The sequence below is a fragment of the Sphingomonas pituitosa NBRC 102491 genome, assembly GCF_001598435.1.
Lineage (GTDB): Bacteria > Pseudomonadota > Alphaproteobacteria > Sphingomonadales > Sphingomonadaceae > Sphingomonas > Sphingomonas pituitosa.
This window is the reverse complement of sequence record NZ_BCYY01000001.1, coordinates 533,702-547,383: the sequence shown is the minus strand read 5'-3', so window position 1 is coordinate 547,383 and position 13,682 is coordinate 533,702. Positions and strand designations below refer to the sequence as shown.

Sequence of the window (13,682 nt, the reverse complement as noted above, 5' to 3'; positions counted from 1 at the left end):
TTCGGCTTTCGGCTGGAACTCGTGATCCTGCACATCATGATCATGCGCATCGCTTCGACGCCTGCAGTCCCGTGATGCCGAGCCTTGCCTGGATTCTCATGAGATTTCTCGGTGCCTCGGGTCCCGTCGGCGGGATCGGGGCACTGCGCAACCAGGGCAAGTCGCTCGAGGCGACGGCGAGGGAAGGCGGGTCCAGGAATGTTCGGCAACGTCCCACCCGAAAACGACAGCGCAGGCGCTCGCGCAGCATGTTCCGGAGGCGATGCTGGATCGACGTGGCAGGAAATACCGCCATACATTTGATTTTGGCGTATAATTCTTAAGTCGATAGCGCCAATATATGTGTATTACGCCGATATTGTACTTTGGTTAAACGTGCTGAGGCGCGACAGTGCATCGTTGATGCACGTATATTTGCGGAACATGGCTGCGACTAACTGTAAATAGTTCGCTTCTAGGCGGGGCCTTATAACAGAAGCGAGAGAGAGGGTTGTTGTGAAGCACCATGTTCGCCAGTCGTTGTTCGTATCCTGCGCCCTGATTGCAACGCCGGTCTGGGCGCAGCAGTCCACTGGCAAAGACAGGGAACCCGCGCCCGTCGGCGCGCATCAGGCGAAACCCGCCAAGCAATCCTTCACCACCGGCGTCGCCAAGGGGCGCGACATGCTGGATTCCGCGATCTCGGCGAGCACGCTGGACGAATCTGAAATCCAGAAGACGAGCACGCGCTCGATCGCGGAAATTTTGTCGAACATTCCCGGCATTCGCGCCGAAACCGCCGGCACGGACGGAATGACGGCGGTCACCATCCGCGGCCTGCCCCTGTCGGCCGACGGCTCCAAGTTCCTGCAGGTCCAAGAAGACGGCCTGCCGGTCCTGGAATTCGGCGACATCCATTTCGGCTCGACCACCGCCTTTCTCCGCGCGGACCTGAGCCTTGCCCAGGTCCAGGCGATCCGCGGCGGTTCAGCCTCGACCTTCGCCTCCAACTCGCCCGGCGGCATCGTCAACTTCATTTCCAAAACGGGCGAGGAAACCGGCGGTACGCTGCAGCTTTCCTCGGGCATCGATCACGAACTGGGGCGCGCCGATTTCAACTACGGCGCCAAGCTGAGCGACAGCGTGCGCTTCAACATCGGCGGCTATTACCGCCAGGGCGAAGGCCCGCGCGCGGCAGGCTATGATGCCTTCAAGGGCGGCCAGGTGAAGTTCAACATCACCAAGACGTTCGGCAGCGGCTATGTGCGGCTGTATGCCAAGCTGCTCGACGATCGCGAACCGAATTACGGCCTCGTGCCGGTGCAGGTGACCGGCACCAACGAAAATCCCAGCTACGCGCCGTTGCCCGGCTTCGATCCGCGTCGCGACACCATGTCGTCGCGGTACATCCCGTCATTCCTCGCGCTGGACCGGAACAACAATCCGCACCGGATCGACGTGCACGAAGGCAATCGGGCGCAGGTCAAGTCGATCGGCCTGGAAGCGCAGTTCGACGTCGCCGGATGGACCTTCTCCAACCGCCTCCGCTACGCCCAGATTTCCGGAACCTACAACGAGAATCTGCCGGTGATCACGCTTCCCGCCGCCATCCTGCCCATCGCCTTCGGCGCTGGCCCCGGAACCACGGCCCGCTTTGCCTCGGGTCCGAACACCGGCCAGTCGATCGGGAACCCGGCGACGCTGAACGGCAACGGCCTGCTGGCGCGGGGCCTGTACATCAACTCGGACTTCAACCGCCTCAACAACGTCACCAACGATTTCCGCGCAAGCCGCGTCTGGCAGGCGGGCAGCGCAAAGATCACCACCACCGCCGGCCTGTATGCATCGTCGCAGGATATCGGGATGATGTGGACGTTCCTGTCGCCGATCACCGATGTCGCCCCCGGCGGCAACAGCCATCTGGTCGACCTGATCGCACCCAATGGGTCGCCTGTCACCGATACTGGCATGCTCTTCTACAGCCTGCAGCTCGGGCCGTCGTCCTATCACCAATATTATGACGTCAACTATCGGACGCTGGCCCCCTATGGCTCGGTGAACTACCAGCTGGGCGGCCTCTCGCTGGGGGCGAGCCTGCGCTATGATTTCGGGAAGGTCACCGGCGCTGTCTATGGCGGTGACCTCGGCGGCGGCCGCGCCAGCACCACCGCCACGGATCTGAACCGCGACGGCGTGATCTCGCCGGCCGAAAGCCTGACGGGATGGCTGCCGCTCTCCCGGCCCGGCCCGGTCGACTATGACTATGGCTACGCCTCCTACTCGGTCGGCGCGAACTATCGTGTCGCGGATGCCTTTTCGGTGTTCGCCCGCTACAGCCGCGGCGGGCGCGCGAGTGCCGAGCGGGTGCTGTTCCCGCCGTCGCTGAACGCCAGCACCGGCCAGCTTACCGATCCGGCCCTGCGCAACAGCCCGGTCAAGCAGGCCGAAGTGGGCGCGAAGTTTCGCCGCGACGGCCTTTCGCTGTTCGTGACGGGCTTCTGGGCGTCGACCACCGACAAGAACTACCAGATCGCCGCCGACGCCACCGGCAACACCGTGGTCCTCCCGATCGACCGTGCGTACAGCGCCAAGGGCGTCGAGCTGGAGGCGCTGGTGGAACGCGGGCCGCTCAGCCTGCGGTTGGGCGCCACCTATACGAAGGCCAAGATCGACAGCGACAAGGCGGATGCCACCGCCGTCGGCAACACGCCGCGGCACCAGCCGGACCTGATGTTCCAGGCCATGCCGCAATATCAGTCGCGGCTTTTCTCGATCGGCGCCAACATTCTCGGCACCACCAGCAGCTTCGCGCAGGACAGCAATCTGCTGAAGCAGCCGGGATATGTGATCGTGAGCCCGTTCCTCCAGGTTCGCCCGGTCGACCGCATCCAGCTCGGGCTCAACGTCTACAATGTGTTCGACAAGCTGGCGTTCGTGCAGGTCGGCTCGGCGGCAGTTCCCGCCGGCGGTGTCGCCAACGCCCAGGTGATGAACGGCAGGACGATCACGGGGTCGGTGCGCTTCAGCTTCTGAAGTGACGGACCAGGCCGCCGGGCAAGCGCCCGGCGGCACCACCCCGCGCAGTATGCGCTCCAAGTGCCTTCATCTTGTCGGCAAGCGGGGTTAGCGGGCGGCGCGATGCGAGCGCGAGCGATGCCAATAGATGGTTCGGCAGTAGCGGCCTCAGCCGCTACCGATGCTCGTCGCTCCGTTCACGCAGGAAGGATGCCGGGGTCGACGATCGCGGCGACGTCGACATGGGCCGGTAGTTCGCCGTCCGCGTAGAAGCGATCGACGATGCGCTGGAGTGGCACGATGACGCTGGCATCGGCGGGGACAAGGAGCGGGTTCTGCCGTTCCACCACCAGTTTCGCGAGCGCGATGTCTGCCTTGGTATTTTGCGCGAGGATGCGGGTGTAGGCGTCCTGGTGGGCCTGTGCCCAGCGACTGGACTGGCGCAGACGGGCGATCACGTCGCGCAGTGCCGCCCGGCGGGCAGGATCGCCGAGCGCGTCGTTCGATGCCGCGATCAGGCTCAGGCCGGTATTGATCCCATCCCCGTCGCGCAGCACCCGCGCGCCGGGCTGTTCGGCGGCCAGTTGATAGATGCCGACGGTCGCGGATGCGATCTTCACCCATGCCCGGACGATCGAGCAGGGCCAGGCCTTTTATGCAGATATCAAGGGACGCGCGGCTGCGCTGGGCCGCAATCCCGACGACATCGTGATCCTCCCCGGCTTTTCGATCACGATCGGCGATACCGACGAGGATGCGCGGGCGATCGATCGCGAGCTTCGCCGGATCGACCAGAGCTTCGACCAGGCGCTGGCCGAGTTCGGCCGCGCCTTCGGCTGGCACGATTTCCGCCAGTATGATTTGGACGCGCCGTTTCCGGTCCAGGCGCTGGAACATGCCAGGAGCAGTTTCTACACCCAGGCAAAGGCCATCACGGAGCAGGCGGCGTCGCGCGGCCTGACGCTGCGCGAAACGGTGGAGCACCAGCGCGACCAGTTCACCAGCCCCTTCGTCGGATCGGCCAAGACGGTCGCCGACGAAATCGAACGCTGGTTCGAGGGCAGGGCCTTCGACGGCATCAACGTCCATGCCGGCCATCCCAGCCAGTTCCGACGCTTTACCCAGGAAGTCGTGCCGCTGCTCCAGGCACGCGGCCTGTTCCGCCGGGAGTATGAACATACAACGCTGCGCGGGCATCTGGGGCTGCCGATCCCCGCCAATCGCCGTCAAGACAGCGCCAGCGCCGACGAACGACCCGCGGGGGTGACAGGCGCCCGGGCGCAACAGTCCGCTGTACTTGAAGCTGCGCACAATGCCCGTTGAACGCATCCAGACGTCGCGGTGCGGCCGGGGCGCTGCGAATAGGAAGCACGCATTCCTGTGAATGACCGGGCAACACCCAAGACAGCGCCCAAGAATATCGGCATTCTCTGAGGAGCATCGCATGAACGACAGCCTGTTGGCGCGCATGCTCTAGCTGGCGGCCGGATCCGCCTCCGCGCAGACCCTGACGATCGATCCACGCCATCGCCGATCGCAACCCCGCGCGCGCCGCTGGCGCTGTCGCCGGCAGACGTCCGACCGATCGCCGTCCAGGGCAAGGCAGGGCAGGGCAGGCTCGCGGTTGTCGAGAGCCTGCTCAATGCCTGGCTGCCCGGCGACGATCTCGCGCAGTTCGATCACCGGCATCTTCCCGACGCGCAGTTGGACGCGCTCGAGGCGAGGCACGCCGTGATCGCGCCCAATAGGTTCAGTGCCTAGCTGACGGAGGCGTCGATCCAGGCCCGCGTCTGCTCGAGAAGCTCGTCCGACAATTGGGGATCGTCGACCGCCCGGGCCAGGATGACGGCCCCCACCATCGCCGCCCAGCTGCCGATAGCCGCGCTGCGCTTTTCGGTTGCGGGCAACGCCGGCAGCGCCTGTTCGATGCGCGCGATCTGCGCGCGCAACCCTTCCGTCATTGCGGCTTTCGCTGCCGGCGTCTGGTGGCGAATGGCAGCGGCGAGACCCGCCGTCGGGCACCCCTTGTCCGGATTGTCCCGGTGCCGCGGCGCCAGATAGGCGCGGACGAAGTCGCCGAACCCGCCCTCGTCGAAACTGTCCGCCGCGAGCGCGTGCGCCAGCGCCTGCGCCACGAGATCGTCCTTCGAGCGGAAGTGCCCATAGAAGCCGCCATGGGTGAGGCCTGCCGCCTTCATCACCTCCGCAACGCTGACCGCCTCGAACCCCTTGTCCTTAAACAAGGTGCCGGCGACCTCCAGGATCCGGCGGCGGTTTTCCGCCATCTGCTCTCGGCTGACCTTCATGTTCAAATTTCTCCGCACGCGCCGTTGACATTTAGATGATGGCTATCATATTTAGCCAATCATGATCATTGTCATGAATATAAGGCCACTGATAGAAAGAGCAATCCGATGACGCAAATTCCTGCAGTCCTGATCACCGGCGCCTCCACCGGCATCGGCGCCACCTATGCCGAGCGCTTTGCCCGCCGCGGGCACGATCTCGTGCTGGTCGCGCGTGACGAAGCGCGGATGGAGGCGCTTGCGGTGCGCCTGCGCGAGGAAACCGGCGTGGCGATCGACATCCTGCCGGCCGATCTCACCCAGGCGACGGACCTTGCCAAGGTCGAGACCCGGCTGCGCGACGATGCGCGCATCGGGATCCTGGTCAACAATGCCGGAGCGGCGATCGGCGGGACCTTCCTCGACCAGGACGTCGATGCCATGACCCGGCTCGTCGCGCTCAACGCCACCGCGCTCGTGCGGCTTTCCCGCGCCATTGCCCCGCGTCTGGCCGCAGCCGGCGAGGGCGCGATCGTCAACATCGGTTCGGTCGTCGGCGTCGCGCCGGAATTCGGCATGACGGTGTATGGCGCGACCAAGGCGTTCGTGCAGTTCCTGTCGCAGGGACTCGCGCAGGAACTGGGGCCGAAGGGCGTCTATGTCCAGGCGGTGCTGCCGGCCACGACGCGCACCGAGATCTGGGATCATGTCGGTGCCGACGTCAATGCGATGAGCAATGTCATGGAAGTGGGCGATCTGGTGGATGCCGCCCTGGTCGGCTTCGACCGCCGCGAACCGGTGACCATCCCGCCGCTGCACGACGACGGCCAGTGGGAGGCTTTCGATGGCGCGCGCAAGGCCATGCTCGGCAACATCGTCAACGCCCTGCCTGCCGAACGGTATCGCACGCCCGCCTGAGCACCACGCCGGGGGGCGCCCCGACCCTCCCGTCATCCGCATTCCCTCACCATCAACGGCAGCGCGGCCGATGCCGTACGCCAGATCGAGACCAACGCCATGGCCACCTCTGCATCCAAAGCATCGAAGACAGCATTCGTGACCGGCGCCTCCAGCGGCATCGGCAAAGCGGCGGCATTGGCGCTCAGCCATGCGGGCTACCGGGTGATCGGCACCAGCCGCAAGGCGACGCCCGGCGAGGTTCGAGACGGCATTCGCATGCTTGCGTGCGACGTGACATCGGACGCCTCCGTTGCTGCCGCAGTGGCATCGGCGCACGCCGAACTCGGCCGCATCGACCTGCTGGTCAACAATGCCGGCTATGCCGTTTCGGGCGCGGCGGAGGAGAGTTCGATCGAGCAGGTCCGCGCCTTGTTCGACACCAACTATCTGGGCGTTCTAAGGGTGACGAACGCGGTGCTGCCAATCATGCGCCGTCAGGGTGGCGGGCGGGTCCTGAATATCGGCTCGGTCATGGGGCTGATCCCTGGTCCCTTCGGCGCCCATTACACGGCGAGCAAGCACGCCATCGAAGGCTATTCCGAATCGCTCGACCATGAAGTGCGACCGTTCGGCATCCGCGTCGCCGTGATCGAGCCCTGGGCGACGAAGACGTCCATCGAAGCCAATTCGCCGCGCGGCGACCAGCCCGTCGCGGACTATAGCGAGACTTTTGCCCGCTATCAGGCCGCGTTCGACGCAGCCATGGCGAGCGGCGATACCGCGGAAGCTGTCGCCGAAACCATTGTTGCCGCGGCACAGGCCCGCAAGCCGCAGCTGCGTTACCCCTCGGGCAAGGCGGCGCGACAAACGGCCTTTGCCCGGCGCTTTCTGCCGCGCGCGCTGTTCGATCGCACCCTGCGCAAGCAGTTCAACATCGCCTGAAAGACCTTGTCCTCCCATCGGCCCGCACGCGGGCAAAGCAGGCCCATCATGACCCACGCACCCCTCCCGACCGCATCGACAAGCCACTATCGCGACGCCCCCAACCGCTTCGTGACCGTGGACAAGATCCGGTTCGCCTACCGCGAACTCGGCCCGCGCGGCGGGACGCCGCTGGTCCTGCTCAACCACTGGGGCGCGGTGCTGGACAATTTCGATCCCCGGATTGTCGACGGCCTCGCGGCCGGGCACCACGTGATCGCGCTGGACTATCGAGGGATCGGTCTTTCCGGCGGGTCGGCGCCTATGACCGTGGGGGAGATGGCGCGCGATGTGCAGGCCGTCATCGGCAAGCTCGGCTTCACCAAGGTCGATCTGCTGGGCTTCTCGCTGGGGGGCTTCGTGGCCCAGGATGTCGCGCTCAACGCGCCCGGCCTGGTGCGCAAGCTGATCCTTACCGGCACCGGCCCTGCGGGGGGCGCCGGCATCGATCGGGTCGGCGCCATCTCCTGGCCGCTGATCCTCAAGGGGTTGCTGACGGCGCGCGACCCGAAGACCTATCTGTTCTTCACCGCTACCGCCAATGGCCGCCGCGCGGCCAAGGACTTCATGGCGCGCTTGCAAGAACGCAAGGCGGATCGGGACAAGGGGCCGACGCCGCGCGCTTTCCTGCGCCAGCTTGCCGCGATCAAGGCCTGGGGGCGTCAGGCCCCGCAGGATCTCGGGCGCATCGGCATCCCGGTTCTCGTCGCCAATGGAGACAAGGACATCATGGTGCCCACCGCGAACAGCCGGGACATGGCGCGGCGTCTGCCCGATGCCGAACTGGTGATCTACCCCGATGCCGGCCATGGCGGCATCTTCCAATACCATGGCGCGTTCGTCTCGAAAGCCCTGGCTTTCCTGGCTGACTGACGTGACACTGTTCCACGCTGGAGACCGCACGTGAAAGCCTTTGTCGTCGACAAGTACAAGAAGAGCGGCCCGCTGCGTCTGGCCGACATGCCCGATCCCGAGATCGGCGCCGATGACGTGCTGGTTCGCATGCACGCCGCCGCGATCAACCTTCTCGATTCGAAGGTTCGCGACGGCGCGTTCAAGCTGTTCCTGCCCTATCGCCCGCCCTTCATTCTGGGGCACGACCTGGCGGGGACGGTGCTCCGCACCGGCGCCAATGTGCAGCAGTTCAAGGCAGGCGACGAAGTCTATGCGCGCCCGCGTGACGGTCGCGTCGGCACCTTCGCGGAAAGGATCGCGGTGGACGCGTCGGACCTCGCGCTGAAGCCGGCAAGCCTGTCGATGGAAGAGGCCGCGTCGATTCCGCTCGTCGGCCTGACCGCCTGGCAGGCGCTCGTCGAGCTGGGCAAGCTCAAGCCCGGCCAGAAGGTGTTCATCCAGGCCGGTTCGGGCGGTGTCGGCACCTTTGCCATTCAGCTGGCCAAGCATCTCGGCGCCACCGTCGCAACCACCACCAGTGCCGCCAATACCGAACTGGTCAGGAGCCTCGGCGCGGATGTGGTGATCGATTACAAGACCCAGGATTTCGAACAGCTGCTGTCCGGGTACGACCTGGTGCTCAACAGCCAGGATGCCCGGACGCTGGCAAAGTCCCTGAACGTGCTGAAGCCTGGTGGAAAACTGATTTCCATCTCCGGTCCGCCGGATATTGCCTTTGCCAGATCCCTGGGGCTGAACCCGGTACTGCGCTTCGTAATGCGGATGCTGAGCCGGGGCATCGTGAAAAAGGCAAAGCGCCGGGGGGTCGACTATGCCTTCCTGTTCATGCGCGCCGATGGGCGGCAATTGGCGGAGATCGCCAAGCTGATCGACGGCGGCGTGATCCGCGCGGTCGTCGACAAGGTCTTCCCCTTCGCGCAGACGGCGGATGCCCTTGCCTATGTCGAAACCGGCCGAGCCAAGGGAAAGGTTGTCGTCCGGGCTTTGTGACGAGGCGTCGAGCACGCCTGGTGCGCTCGTCCCTTGCCGCGGCGCGATCATCAGACCCGCTAAAGAAGGGAGATCGTGGAAGGGTGCTCCCACGATCTCCTGTCGGTACCGATGTTCAGGCCAGCACCTTGTCTACCGCCGCGCAGAACTTCATCATGTCGTCGGCAGAGCCGATCGTCACGCGCGAGACGTTGGGCCAGATCGGCCAGTTGCGCCCGATCTGGACATTTTGGGCGAGCAGCGCCTTCTGCACTTCCGCGGCCGGGCGGTTCTTCCAATCGACCATGATCATGTTCGCCTGGCTGTTCGGGTGCACCTGCAGTCCGCGCCGGTTGAGCTGGGCGATGGTCGCCTCGCGCACCGCCACCATCTCGGCTCGGCGGGCGCGGATCGCGTCGGCCATGGTGTAGGCCGCCGTACCGCAGGCGACGGCGGGCATGGGGAGGGTGCCCGTCACCTGGAACCCGTCATAGCGCATCATCCGCTTGTGCAGATCGGGGTGCGCGAAAGTGAGGCCGAGGCGCACCCCGGCCATGCCGAACAGCTTCGAGAAGGTGCGCATCACGATCACGTCGCTGCGCGCCGCTGCCAGCGGGACGGCGCTCGGCGCCTCGGAAAAGTGCAGATAGGCCTCGTCGATCAGCAGCACGGAATCGGCCGGCTTGTTGGCGAGCAGCCATTCGATATCGGCGAGCGGGGTGACCGTGCCCGTCGGGTTGTTGGGCGTGCAGATGTAATAGAGACCCGCATTCGGATTGGCGGCGAGCATCTTGCGCACATCTGCCCCAGCGCCCGGCGCCATCGGCACCTTGGCGAGCGGCGCTTCCAGCCACGCGGCGGCGCGCCAGGCGGATTCGAAGGTGGGATCGGCGGTCACCAGACCCTTGCTCGGCGAGCAGAAGGTGATGACTGAGCGCACCAGCGGGTCGCCAGAGCCGGGCCAGGGCATCACGCGCTCTTCGGGCAGGTGCTCGACGGTGGCGACCGTCTTGATCAGCTTGCCACGCAGGTCATCCGGGTCGTAGCGATTGCCCTGCGCCAGGATGCTGGCGCCGGCCGCTACGGCAGCGGGAAAAGGACCGGTCCAGCATTCATTGGCGCCGATCTGCACAGCACCCTTCACGCCGCGCGCGGCCTGGCTCTGCGCAAAGGCCGAGGGCGCGAACGGCGCCAGCGCCGCGCCGCCGCCGACCAGCGCGGCGATGCGGCCCAGCTGCCGCCGCGAATAGCCGCGTTCCATCAGATCGTTGCGTGCATCCTTGTCGAGCATGGTTCCGGCCCCCTTGGTTCAATTGGTCTGTGGAATGGTGACGCGCGCGGCGGGATCGCCGGCCGCCTGGGCCGCGGCGAGCACGCGCAGGGCATTGCCGCCCATCACTTTGGCGACGTCCGCTGCCGAATAGCCCCGTTCGAGCAACGCCGCGCTGACCTTCGGGAAATCGGCGACGCCGTCGAACCCCTCGATCCCGCCGCCGCCGTCGAAATCGCCGCTCAGCCCGACATGGTCGATGCCGGCGACCTGGATCGCATGTTCGAGATGCTTCATCAGATCGGCGAAGGTCGCGCGCGGTGCGGGCCAGCGTTCAAGGATCGCCTTGCGTTCGGCCATCAGCGCGCCGCGCTGCTCCGGCGTCATGTCGCGCATGGCTTCCGCCTTGACCATCAGCGCCTGCATCGCCGCATCGCGCTCGGGGATCTTGGGCTGGTCGATCATATAGGCGCTGAACGCGTTGATCTGGACGACCCCGCCCTTGGCCGCGAGCAGCTTCAGATCGGCATCGCTGACGTTGCGCGGGTGGTTATAGATCGCCCGCACGCCCGAATGCGACAGGATGATCGGCGCCTTGGACAGCGCGATCATCTGTTCCAGCACCTGATCGGAGGCGTGGCTGGCATCGAGCAGGATGCCCAGCCGATTGGCCTCGGCCACAAAGGTCCGCCCGGCGGGGCTCAGGCCGTTCCATTCGGGCTTGTCGGTGGCGCTGTCGGCCAGGTCGTTGTTCTTGAAGTGCACCGGCGAGGCCATCGTCAGCCCCAGCGCATGGAAGGTCGAGAGCAGCGAGACGTCGGCTTCCACCGGCGTGCCGTTCTCCATGCTCATGAACACGAAGCGCTTGCCCGAAGCGGCGACGGCGCGGGCCTGCTCCGCCGTGGTGACGAACTGGAACACGTCGGGGTGGCGCGCCACCATCTCGCGGATCTGTACCGCACGGACGAAGCCGGCATCGCGCGCGGCGCGCCGCGCCTCGGGCGTGCGGGGGCCCTGCGCGGTGTAGATGGCGAAGAAGCCGCCATCGACGCCGCCTTCGATCATGCGGGGCACGTCGACCTGGTCGCCGTCCTTGGCGGTGTCGTGCCGATCGGTGATGGTCCAGCCCGGCCGGCCGAGATTGGCCGGCGTGTCGAAATGGGTGTCGAGCACGATCGCGTCGTCATGCACCTTCCGCGCGGTCTGCGCCGAGGCGAGGGTAGGGAGCGTGGCGAGCAGCGCGAGCAGCGGCAGCGTGGCAAGGGTGCGCATCAGAAGGGGGTCCGTTCTTCAACATGGCGTTCGACCTCGGTCCGGTCGGTCCACAGCGTACGGAAGGTTTTGCTGTTGAGGAACTGCAGCTGATCGGCATTGTGCTTCGATCCCGGCTGGCTGCTGTTGCCATAGCTCATCATGCCCACCGCGCGCATCGGCGTGCCGAATTCGATCATCGAGACCCAGGTCTCGCCGTGCATCGGCGTGCGCTCGCGATTCTTCATCGGGCCCCAGGTGATCGTGCGGAACACGCCGGTATTCCCGAAGCCGCCATTGGCGGGCAGGCTCACATCGCCCAGATGGAAGCGCGAAACCTCGCCATACGGGCGATCGACGGCGCCGTAGAGCTGCCGCGTCTTGGCCACCGCCGCCTTGAGCATCGCGACCGCGCCAGCAGGATTCTTCAGCCCGCGCGGCGTCTCCAGCGGATCGGAGAGCGTCCACTTCACCGCATAGTTGCTCTGGTCGGTGAAGTTCTTCGGCGCGAAGATCGCCGCCCAGGTCTCGAACAGCAGCGCGCCGCGGGCATCCGCCTCGAACCGGTGATCCCAGCCGCCGAGCAGGCGTACCGCTTCGACGATCTCGGGATCGGTGCTGTCCTTCGCCGCGGCGATCAGCTCCGGCAGCAGCCGGTCGGCCATCAGCGCCCGCGTCTCGAGCTTGCGCGCCACGAAATCGTCGAACGAGATCTTCGGCGTCGCAGTCATCAGCTTGACCGACATCTGCGCGCGCTGGCTGACCGGGCCGACCGGCGCGACATAGGCGGGAAATGCCTTGGGATCGAGCACGCGCGGCCAGGTGGCGAGCCAGGGCGGATCATTGGCGTTCTGGACGAAGCCGCTGGCGGGATCGATCACCTTGGGCAGATCGTCATAGCCGTGCACGTCGCGCCACAATGTTGCGGAGGTATCGCCCGGCACCGGCGCGGACCATTTGGCGAGATCGCCGTCGGTGTGCCTGGGCAGGATGCCGTTGTCGAGATACAGGATATGCCCGGCGCGATCGGCATAGACGATGTTGAACATCGGCACCTGCATCTGGCGCAGCGCCGCCTGGAACTGCGCGAAATTGTGCGCCTTGCCCATGTCGAGATACTGTTTGAGCACGCCCGGGCGATCGAGCCCCGCCACCTTCAGCGCGATGGTGGTGCCGCCGGGGATGTCGAACACCGGGCCCTGCACGGCATAGCGCTGGGTGAAGGTCACGGTCTTCAGCGAACCGTCGGCCTGGCGGACCTTGTAGCTTTTCTGCTCGGTGCGGAACGGCAGCACCTTGCCGTCATAGCGATAGCCGCCGTCGGCCAGGGTGAGCGTGTAGCTCGAATAGCCGAGCATCGTGTTGACCGTGTTGGTGAAGCCCAGATCGTTGTTGAACGCGAAGCGCAGCACCGGCAGCCCCACCTGCGTCGCGCCATAAACGCTGTAGCCCGGCGCGTTCAGATGCGCCTCGTAATAGGTCAGCATGCTCGGCGCCCAGGGCAGATGCGGGTTGGCGAGCAGCATCGCCTTGCCGCTGGCCGAGCGCGACGGCGCCACTGCCCAGGCATTCGATCCGCCGGCCTCGTTGGTCGCGGGATCGGCCAGCACCTTCCGGTCCGAGGCGATGTAGACATAGTTCATCAGGCGATGGGCATGGGCCATCACGTCCAGCCCGGTGATCGGCAGCACGCGCCGCATCGCCGGATCGATCGCTTCGCGGTGCTTGGCGGCATAGGCATTGATGCCGGCGGCGAATGCGTCCAGATCGGCGCGCATCTGCGGGGTTTGCGCGGCGAACCAGCGCGCGGCACGGGCGGGCACGTCGTTGGCGACCAGCCAGCGATCCTGCGCCTCGTTGGCCGCGCCGCCCCAATATTCAGCCGATTTCGCGCGCGCCTCGCCATAAAGCTTGAGCAGCAGGTTGCCGTGGCTCTGCGCCTGCGCATAGCCGAAGCCCCAGAACGCGCCCGATTCCGTTTTCGCATAGACATGGGGCACGCCGAAGCTGTCCCACAGGATCTCCCCCTTGCCGCCATTGGTCGGTTGCGCGGCGGCGGGGGCGGCCGCGGCACCGGCCAGCAGCAATCCACAGAGCATCTTCATACGCATATCTGT

General features: G+C 65.9%; 12 protein-coding genes. 6 read left to right on the top strand and 6 right to left on the bottom strand.

Annotated elements, in window-relative coordinates; genetic code table 11:
* Window positions 1-495 precede the first annotated feature (495 nt).
* Window positions 496-3,012, top strand: coding sequence for a TonB-dependent receptor domain-containing protein (locus SPI01S_RS02440; RefSeq protein ID WP_066717477.1), 2,517 nt, complete (start codon window positions 496-498; stop codon window positions 3,010-3,012).
* Window positions 3,013-3,191: 179 nt separating this feature from the next.
* On the opposite strand, the gene SPI01S_RS02435 is transcribed toward SPI01S_RS02440, so the two are convergent.
* Complete coding sequence (locus SPI01S_RS02435) at window positions 3,192-3,614, bottom strand: type 2 periplasmic-binding domain-containing protein (protein WP_157084523.1); 423 nt, start codon at window positions 3,612-3,614, stop codon at window positions 3,192-3,194.
* Between SPI01S_RS02435 and SPI01S_RS02430 the strand changes: the two genes are divergently transcribed.
* Window positions 3,586-4,317 (top strand): LLM class flavin-dependent oxidoreductase, encoded by a 732-nt coding sequence (locus tag SPI01S_RS02430; RefSeq protein ID WP_066717470.1) that lies wholly within the window; start codon window positions 3,586-3,588, stop codon window positions 4,315-4,317. The two genes, SPI01S_RS02435 and SPI01S_RS02430, sit on opposite strands and share 29 nt — an antisense overlap.
* Before the next feature lie 150 nt (window positions 4,318-4,467).
* Here SPI01S_RS02430 and SPI01S_RS02425 read toward each other — a convergent pair whose 3' ends face one another.
* Together SPI01S_RS02425 and SPI01S_RS02420 are read right to left on the bottom strand one after the other, a co-directional pair.
* Window positions 4,468-4,677, bottom strand: coding sequence for a hypothetical protein (locus SPI01S_RS02425; RefSeq protein ID WP_157084522.1), 210 nt, complete (start codon window positions 4,675-4,677; stop codon window positions 4,468-4,470).
* A gap of 74 nt (window positions 4,678-4,751) precedes the next feature.
* On the bottom strand, window positions 4,752-5,300 hold the full coding sequence (locus tag SPI01S_RS02420) for a TetR/AcrR family transcriptional regulator (protein ID WP_066717465.1): 549 nt from the start codon (window positions 5,298-5,300) through the stop codon (window positions 4,752-4,754).
* A gap of 108 nt (window positions 5,301-5,408) precedes the next feature.
* On the opposite strand from SPI01S_RS02420, the gene SPI01S_RS02415 reads away from it, so the two are divergent.
* From SPI01S_RS02415 to SPI01S_RS02400, 4 genes are all read left to right on the top strand, one after another.
* Window positions 5,409-6,197 carry an SDR family NAD(P)-dependent oxidoreductase gene (locus tag SPI01S_RS02415; RefSeq protein ID WP_066717463.1) on the top strand — a complete coding sequence of 263 codons (789 nt, stop codon included), beginning with the start codon at window positions 5,409-5,411 and terminating at the stop codon, window positions 6,195-6,197.
* Between the two features lie 99 nt (window positions 6,198-6,296).
* Entirely contained in the window at window positions 6,297-7,121 is an 825-nt protein-coding gene (locus SPI01S_RS02410) for an oxidoreductase (protein ID WP_066717461.1), read from the top strand.
* 48 nt (window positions 7,122-7,169) lie between these two features.
* Entirely contained in the window at window positions 7,170-8,033 is an 864-nt protein-coding gene (locus SPI01S_RS02405; RefSeq protein WP_066717459.1) for an alpha/beta fold hydrolase, read from the top strand.
* A gap of 30 nt (window positions 8,034-8,063) precedes the next feature.
* Complete coding sequence (locus SPI01S_RS02400) at window positions 8,064-9,065, top strand: NADP-dependent oxidoreductase (RefSeq protein ID WP_066717446.1); 1,002 nt, start codon at window positions 8,064-8,066, stop codon at window positions 9,063-9,065.
* Window positions 9,066-9,180: 115 nt separating this feature from the next.
* Here the strand turns inward: SPI01S_RS02400 and SPI01S_RS02395 are convergent, their stop codons facing one another.
* From SPI01S_RS02395 to SPI01S_RS02385, 3 genes are read right to left on the bottom strand one after another with little or no spacing between them, the layout of a single operon-like run.
* Window positions 9,181-10,335 carry a pyridoxal phosphate-dependent aminotransferase gene (locus SPI01S_RS02395; protein ID WP_066717443.1) on the bottom strand — a complete coding sequence of 385 codons (1,155 nt, stop codon included), beginning with the start codon at window positions 10,333-10,335 and terminating at the stop codon, window positions 9,181-9,183.
* Between the two features lie 18 nt (window positions 10,336-10,353).
* Window positions 10,354-11,586 carry a dipeptidase gene (locus tag SPI01S_RS02390; protein ID WP_066717438.1) on the bottom strand — a complete coding sequence of 411 codons (1,233 nt, stop codon included), beginning with the start codon at window positions 11,584-11,586 and terminating at the stop codon, window positions 10,354-10,356.
* The gene (locus SPI01S_RS02385) at window positions 11,586-13,676 is read right to left on the bottom strand and encodes an acylase (protein WP_066717437.1); all 2,091 of its coding nucleotides are present in this window, start codon (window positions 13,674-13,676) and stop codon (window positions 11,586-11,588) included. The genes SPI01S_RS02390 and SPI01S_RS02385 overlap by 1 nt, the downstream gene beginning before the upstream one ends.
* Window positions 13,677-13,682 lie beyond the last annotated feature (6 nt).